Source organism: Streptomyces sp. NPDC004788, assembly GCF_053601115.1.
Genome location: NZ_JBSGBF010000172.1, coordinates 1 through 7,303, shown reverse-complemented (window position 1 = coordinate 7,303; position 7,303 = coordinate 1). Strand labels below are relative to the sequence as shown.

Below are 7,303 nucleotides of genomic sequence, written 5' to 3'. Positions count from 1 at the left end.
GGGGGGGCCCCGGCCCGGCCCCCCCGCCGCCCCGCGGCGGCCCCCCGGGGCCCCCCGGCCCGGGGCGTCCCCCGCCGCGGGGGGGGCCCGCCCGCCCCGCCCCGACAGGGGTAGGCGAACATGGGCTGCCGGATGACGGGTCCCGGTATCGAGTCGATGACCATGCGTAAGTCCGTGGCGAACCCACGGGAACCGCCCGGCCCGTGGCCGGTCCCGCCGTCCCTGCGTGCGCCGCGCCGGCCGGCAGCTCATCAGTCGCCCGCGGGAGCGAGCGTCCGGACCGCCCGGGCCAGTGCGTCCCGCACCCGGTCCGTGTCCGTCTCCGTCGTACGCCAGTTGCTGAAGGCGGCGCGCAGCGCGGGCGTGCCGTGCAGGACCGTGGGGGTGAGGAAGGCCTCGCCGGAGTCGGCGACCGCCCGGGCGAGGGCGCCGAGCCGTTCCGCGGTCGGGTCGTCGGCGAGTGTGAAGCAGACGACGTTCAGGCGCACCGGCGCGAGGAGCCGCAGGCCCGGGACGGCGCAGACGCCCTCGCCGAGGCGCCGGGCCAGGGCGGCACAGCGCTCGACGATCTCGGCGTGGCCTGCGCGCCCGTACGCGGTCAGGGAGAACCAGGTGGACAGGGCGCGCAGCCGCCGGGAGTTCTCCGGGGTCAGGTGGAGGAAGTCGGGGGTGCCGGTGGGCAGGCCGAGGTAGGGCGACTCGTTGTGGAAGACGCGCACCTGGAGGTCCTGGCGGCGGGTGAACTGGACGGCGGCGTCATAGGGGACGTTCAGCCACTTGTGCAGGTCCACGCAGATCGAGTCGGCGGCGTCGAGCCCGTCGACGAGGGAGGCGTGTACGGGGGAGAGCGCGGCGAACGCGCCGAAGGCGGCGTCCACGTGCAGCCAGAAGTCGTACCGCTCCTTGAGGGCGGCGATCGCCCGCAGGTCGTCGAAGTCGACGGTGTTCACGGTCCCGGCGTTGGCGACCACGACGGCGGGCCGCCCGCCCAGTGCCTCCAGCGCCTCGGCCAGCCGGGCCACGTCCACGGCCTCGCGATCGCCGCCGAGCAGCGGCACGGAACGCAGGCTGTCGCGGCCCACGCCCAGGACGGACAGCGCCTTGGTGATGCTGGAGTGCGGGCTGCCGGACAGCACGTCGACGGGGCCGAGCGCGGCCGCGCCCTCGCGGGACACCGAGACGCCCAGGCGCTCGCCCAGCCACTCACGGGCGACGGCAAGTCCCACGGTGTTGGACATCGTGGCGCCGCTGACGAACGCACCCTGGTGCGCCTCGCTCAGCCCGAATAGCTCGCGCAGCCAGCCCAGCGTCTCGCGCTCCAGCGCGTCGGCGGTCGAGCCGCCACCACTGGAGCCGTTCTGGTCGTAGGCACCGGTGAGCCAGTCGCCGGCGAGGGCCGCCGGGGTGGCGCCGCCGGTGACGAACCCGAGGTAGCGCGGCCCCGCCGAAGCGGAGAATCCGGGCTCCCAGCGCCGGGCGAACTGCTCGAGCGCGCCCTGGGCGCCGACGCCGGCCGCCGGGAGCGGATCGGGTCCGGGGGCCTTCGCCGCGCCGGCGACCGGCCGCTCGCCGAGCCGCGAGAGCCCACGGGCCGCGAGGTCGCGGGCGGACTGGAGGAGTTCGGGGAGCCGGTCGAGGTCGGCGGCGAGCGTGGGATGCATGACCGCAGCGTAAACAGCCGATCGGGATGAGCACGGGGCCAATCTCGGAGAAGTGGCCTTGGACAGGGGATCCACATCCCTCTCGGTCCCCCTCGACCGGCTCGCGTGGCCCTGGACGAGCGACCGCACCGGCTTCAGGCCGCACGCAGAGCTCGGAGGTGTGCGCGGAGCCGGGCGTGCGCCCCTTCCCGCGCCCGGCGCACCTCCCGAAGAAGGCCGAGCGCCGGTCGCTCGCCGAATACCGCCGCCCCGCCCCGAGCGTCCGGATGCTTCGTTCTGCGCCGGTCGCGCCTCCTGGTGAGAGAGCAGCGGCGCACGCTCGCTGAATCAAGTGAACCCGACGGGGTGTGTGTTGGTCCGTTTATGTCATCGGGCAACTTCCCGTCCGGCGGTTGCATCCGTTGAGAGGGACACGATGACGAGCCACGCTACCGAAGCCGAGCTGGAAGACCTTCTGAGCCAGGCCCTGCACGCCACGGGAACAGACGGGCGGTGGGTGACCGACGCGGACGACATGTGGTGCCGTGTCGCACCCCGGTCCGGGTCCGGAGCGCGCCGCGAGCAGGGCTGGAAGCTGCATGTGTCGGCGACGACGGCGTCCGCTCCGGCGGTCCTCGCGAAGGCCCTGGAAGTGCTGCTGTTCCAGGAGTCGACGTTCAAGTTCGCCCGGTCGCGGGAGAAGGTGAGCGCGCTCAACTCCCGGGCCACGCCCCGGGGAAGCTCGGGCAAGTTCATCACCGTCTACCCCCGCTCGGACGAGGACGCGGTCCGGCTCGCCCAGGAACTGCACCGGGCCACGGCGGGACTGGCGGGGCCGAGGATCCTGTCGGACCAGCCCTATGCCGTGGGCAGTCTGGTGCACTACCGCTACGGCGCCTTCGTGGGCCGGCGGGGGCTGTCGGACGACGGCCTGCTGGTCTGGCTCATCGAGGACCCCGACGGCAATCTCGTCGAGGACAAGCGCACCGGCCAGTACTCCCCTCCCTCGTGGGCGGTCTGTCCCTTCCCCACTATGGTGCCCGTCGCGCCGCGCACGGCGGCCTCGGCCGGCGGGCCGGTGGTGATCGGCGGTCGCTTCGCGGTACGGGAGGCCATCCGGCACACGAACAAGGGCGGCGTCTACCGGGGCACCTGCGTGCGCACCGGTGCTCCGGTGGTGATCAAGGAGGCCCGGCCGCACGTGGAGGCCGACTCCTCGGGCTGCGACGTGCGGGACTGGCTGCGCGCCGAGGCGCGGACGCTGGAGAAGCTCCAGGGCACGGATCTCGCGCCCCTGTCGCTGGGACTGTTCGAGCACGGCGGGCATCTGTTCCTGGCCCAGGACGAGGTGCCGGGCGTGGCCCTGCGCACCTGGGTGGCCGAGCGCTTCCGCGACGTCGGCGCCGAGCGCTACCGCGGTGAGGCACTGGCCCAGGTCGTCCGGCTGGTGGATCTGGTCGCCGCGGCCCACGCCCGCGGTCTGGTCCTGCGGGACTTCACGCCCGCCAACGTCATGGTCCGCCCGGACGGTGAACTGCGCCTGATCGACCTGGAACTCGCCGTCCTGGACGACGACTCCCCGCTGCCGACCCGGGTGGGTACCCCCGGGTTCAGCGCCCCGGAGCGCCTGGTCGACGCGCCCGTCTCACCGACGGCCGACTACTACAGCCTCGGCGCCACGGTCTGTTTCGTCCTGGCCGGGAAGGTGCCGAACCTGCTCCCCGAAGAGCCCGGCAGCAGGCCCGCGGAGCAGCGGCTCGCCGCCTGGCTGGAGTCCTGTACCGAGCCGCTTCGCCTGCCGGAAGGTCTGGTGGAGATGATCCTCGGGCTGATGCGGGACGATCCCGGCGAGCGCTGGGACCCGGCACAGGCCCGCGATGCCCTCCACAAGACGGACCTGACGGCGGCGAACGCGGCACCCGCGGAGCCCGCACCCACCCAATCGGCGCGGCCGGGGCCGTACCGCTCGACCGGCCGGACCGCACCCGGCGACGACAGCCCGCACGACGCGGTGGCCGGGATCGTGAACCATCTCGTCGAATCGATGACCCCGGCGGACGAGCGGCGGCTGTGGCCCGTGTCCACCATGGCCGGCGAGGCGGACCCCTGCAGCGTGCAGCAGGGCGCGGCCGGTGTCCTGGCCGTACTGACGCGGTACTTCGAACTGTCCGGCGATCCGCGCCTGCCCGAGGTGATCTCCACGGCAGGCCGCTGGATCGCCGACCACACCGACCTCCGCTCCGTACGCCCCGGTCTGCACTTCGGCGGCCGCGGGACCGCGTGGGCGCTGTACGACGCCGGGCGCGCCGTCGACGACCGCCGGCTCACCGAGCACGCGCTGGCCCTGGCGCTCGCGCCGCAGCGGTCCACGCTGCACTTCGACATCACCCATGGCGCCGCGGGCAGTGGGCTCGCCGCCCTCCATCTGTTCCGTCGCACCGGTGACGCGCGCTTCGCGGAGCTGGCGGTCGAGGCGGCCGACCGGCTGGCCGCCGCCGCGCGGCGCGAGCCGACCGCCGTGAGCTGGCCCATCCCCGCCGAGGCCGCCGCAGCGGAGGGCGCGTCCGGGGAGAGCGGGAAACGCTACCTCGGCTTCGCCCACGGGACGGCCGGCATCGGCTGCTTCCTGCTCGCCGCCGCGGCCGTCTCGGGCGCCGAAGCGCACCGGGACCTGGCGCTTCAGGCCGGCGAGCACCTGCTGGCCGCCGGCCGGCTCGTCGGCGGGGCGGCGCAGTGGCCCGCGCAGGACGGCGACGTGCCCACGGCCCCGTACTGGTGCCACGGCTCGGCAGGCATCGGCACGTTCCTCCTCCAGCTGTGGCAGGCCACCGGCGACGACCGGTACGGCGAGGCCGCCCGCCGCAGTACGCACGCCGTCGCGGAACGCGCCACCCGCGCCGCCCTGACCCAGTGCCACGGGCTCGCGGGCAACGGTGACTTCCTCCTCGACGTGGCCGACGCCACCGGAGATCCCGTCTACCGCGCCATGGCGGAGCGGCTCGCCCGGCTCATCGTCTGCGAGCGGGCCGAGCGCCGCGGCCACGTGGTCTTCCCCAACGAGTACGGGGACGTCTCGACCAGCTGGAGCGACGGGTCCGCAGGCATCCTCGCCTTCCTCCTGCGGATCCGCCACACAAGCCCCCGGCACTGGATGGTCCGGCTGCCGGAGTGAGCGGCAGGGGTTCCCTGTCGCCGACCAGAGAAGAAAAGGGAGAAAGCCATGGAAAACCAGGACCTCGAGCTGATCGCCCGCCTTCACGCCCTCCCGGAGACCGAGCCGGTCGCCGTCGACGGATCGTTCTCGGGCACCTGTGAGTGCATCGGCCTGCTGACGCTCCTCAACACCGTCTGCATCGGCATCAGCTGCGCGTAGCACCGCGGCACGATCCGGCCGGCGGCCGCAAGCCCGGGAAGGCCGCCGGCCGGATCCTCCGTCCTTCGAACGAGCGTGTCCCCTCCCCCCTCTCCGCGCACACCGTGCCTGGCCGCGGACAGCGAACCCGTAAACGAGGTCCAGACGACATGCAGCCACACGCCGGTGATGACGATCCCGCCCGGGCGGCCCTCCTGACGGCCGCCGTCACCAGCCCGCACGCGACCCCCCACCCGGCTGCCCCTCCGGTGTACGCGATCAGCACGCGCGGTCTGGTCAAGAGCTACCCGGGGCCCCAGGGCACCACCGTCCACGCCGTACGCGGGCTGGACCTGGACGTGCCGCAGGGGCAGACCTTCGCCTTCCTCGGCCCCAACGGAGCGGGGAAGTCCACCACCATCGCGATGCTGTGCGCCCTGGCCCGCCCGACCGCCGGTCACGCCACCGTGGCCGGCGCCGACGTGCTCACCGAGCCCCATCAGGTGCGACAGCGGGTCGGCATGCTCTTCCAGCACAGCGCCGTGGACCCGGACCTGACGGTCGAGCAGAACCTGGACATCCACGGACGCCTCTACGGGCTGCGCCGACGCCACGCCCGCCGGCGCGCGGCGGAGGTGCTCGACCTGGTCGGCCTGGCCGACCGGCGCCGCTCCCCCGTGCGCACGCTGTCCGGCGGCATGCGCCGCCGCCTGGAGATCGCCCGCGGCATGCTGCACGCCCCGAGCGTGCTGTTCCTGGACGAGCCGACCACCGGACTCGACCCCCATGCCCGCGCCCAGGTCTGGGAGCACCTGCGCGCGCTGCCCGGCCGCCACGGCAGCACGCTCTTCGTCACCACCCACTACCTGGAGGAGGCGGAGAACTGCGACACGATCGCCATCATCGACCGCGGCCGCCTGGTGGCCCAGGGCGCACCCCGCGCGCTCAAGGACGCGATCGGGGACGACCGGGTCGTGCTGCGCACCGGCGACGACGCCCTGGCACAGCACGTCGTGCGGCGGATCGCCCCGGCCGGCCGGCCCGTCACGGTGGACGCGGACGGGGTGTGTCTGCGCGTACGGGACGGCAGCGCCTTCATTCCGCGCATGTGTGCGGCGCTCGAAGGCCACGGCATCTCCGTGCACGCCGCTTCCGCGACCCCGCCCACGCTCGACGACGTCTTCTTCCACCACACCGGGCGCAGCCTGAACGCCACCGCGACCGGTCAGCAGCCGGCCGGCCCCGCGACCGGTCAGCAGTCGGCCGGCCCCGCCACGACGACCGAGAGGGGCAGCGGCCGATGACCACACTGCCGCTCCACACCGCCGGCGCCGCGGACACCTCCGACGACGAACGGCCCACCCGTCTGCGGCGCGAGATGCGCGCGATCGGCGCCCTGGTCCACCGCGATCTGCTGCGCCTCGCGGGCCAGCGGGCCCACACCGCGCTGATGCTGCTCCACCCGGTGCTCTATCTGCTCATCCTCGGCGGCGGGCTGACCGCCCTCATCCCCCGCGCCTCGCTGGGCGTCGGCTACCAGACCTATCTCTTCCCCGGCATGCTGATGATGACGGTGCAGACCCCCGCCCTCCTGGTCGGCGTCCGTCTGATCACCGACCGGGAGAGCGGCTATCTGCGTGAGCTCCTGATGGCCCCGGTCAGCCGCGTCACCCTGCTCCTGGGCAACTGCGCCGGCGGCACCCTCGTCGCCACGGCCCAGGGCGCCGTCCTGCTCGGCCTCGCCGGTGTCGCCGGCCTGCCCTACGACCCGCTCCTGCTCGTGCTGCTCCTCGCCGGCATGGTCCTCGCCTCGTTCACCATCACCGCACTGGCCCTGGCACTGGCCGTGACCCTGCGCAGGTCCGAGACGTTCCACATGCTCCTCGGCCTGGTGATGATGCCGCTGCTGTTCCTCTCCGGCAGTTTCTTCCCGTTCAAGGCCCTGCCCGGCTGGGCCCACACCCTCGCCGCCGTCAACCCGCTCGCGTACGCGGTCGACCTGCTGCGCCGCCTGATCGCCTGGCAGGTGCCGGGCCAGGAGGCGGTGAGCGGCATCGCGTGGGCCGGCCGGCAGCCACCGCTGCTCCTTGAGGCCGGCCTGCTCCTCGCCGTTGGCGCCGTCGCGCTGTGGTGGGCGGCCCACCGCTTCAACCGCCCCGAATGACACGGGCCCGTGGGTGGGGGGGGGGGGGGCCGTCGTGTGGGGGGGTGGGGGGGTGGGTGGGGGGTGTGGGGGGGTGGGGGGCGGGGCGCTCCCCCCCGCGCGCGGGGCGGCGCCCGGGGGGCAAGGGCCGCGGAAGGCCGCGGCTCT

The 7,303-nt window shown here is 74.2% G+C and carries 5 protein-coding genes; 4 read left to right on the top strand and 1 reads right to left on the bottom strand.

All coding sequences use genetic code 11. The features are described 5' to 3' along the window. Nucleotides 1–251: 251 nt before the first annotated feature. Nucleotides 252–1,661, bottom strand: a complete 1,410-nt coding sequence (locus ACWEJX_RS36955) for a pyridoxal phosphate-dependent decarboxylase family protein (RefSeq protein WP_451611792.1) — start codon at nt 1,659–1,661, stop codon at nt 252–254. Nucleotides 1,662–2,076: 415 nt separating this feature from the next. Between ACWEJX_RS36955 and lanL the strand changes: the two genes are divergently transcribed. The 4 genes from lanL to ACWEJX_RS36935 all read left to right on the top strand — a co-directional run bounded on the left by lanL (nt 2,077) and on the right by ACWEJX_RS36935 (nt 7,156). Continuing rightward, nucleotides 2,077–4,812 carry a class IV lanthionine synthetase LanL gene (lanL, locus tag ACWEJX_RS36950; RefSeq protein WP_451611791.1) on the top strand — a complete coding sequence of 912 codons (2,736 nt, stop codon included), beginning with the start codon at nt 2,077–2,079 and terminating at the stop codon, nt 4,810–4,812. 48 nt (nt 4,813–4,860) lie between these two features. Then, nucleotides 4,861–5,013 (top strand): VenA family class IV lanthipeptide, encoded by a 153-nt coding sequence (locus ACWEJX_RS36945; protein ID WP_403787650.1) that lies wholly within the window; start codon nt 4,861–4,863, stop codon nt 5,011–5,013. A gap of 149 nt (nt 5,014–5,162) precedes the next feature. Beyond that, complete coding sequence (locus ACWEJX_RS36940; RefSeq protein ID WP_451611790.1) at nt 5,163–6,296, top strand: ATP-binding cassette domain-containing protein; 1,134 nt, start codon at nt 5,163–5,165, stop codon at nt 6,294–6,296. Next, nucleotides 6,293–7,156 (top strand): ABC transporter permease, encoded by an 864-nt coding sequence (locus ACWEJX_RS36935; RefSeq protein WP_451611789.1) that lies wholly within the window; start codon nt 6,293–6,295, stop codon nt 7,154–7,156. Before ACWEJX_RS36940 ends, ACWEJX_RS36935 begins: the two co-directional genes overlap by 4 nt. The last annotated feature ends 147 nt before the right edge of the window (nt 7,157–7,303 follow it).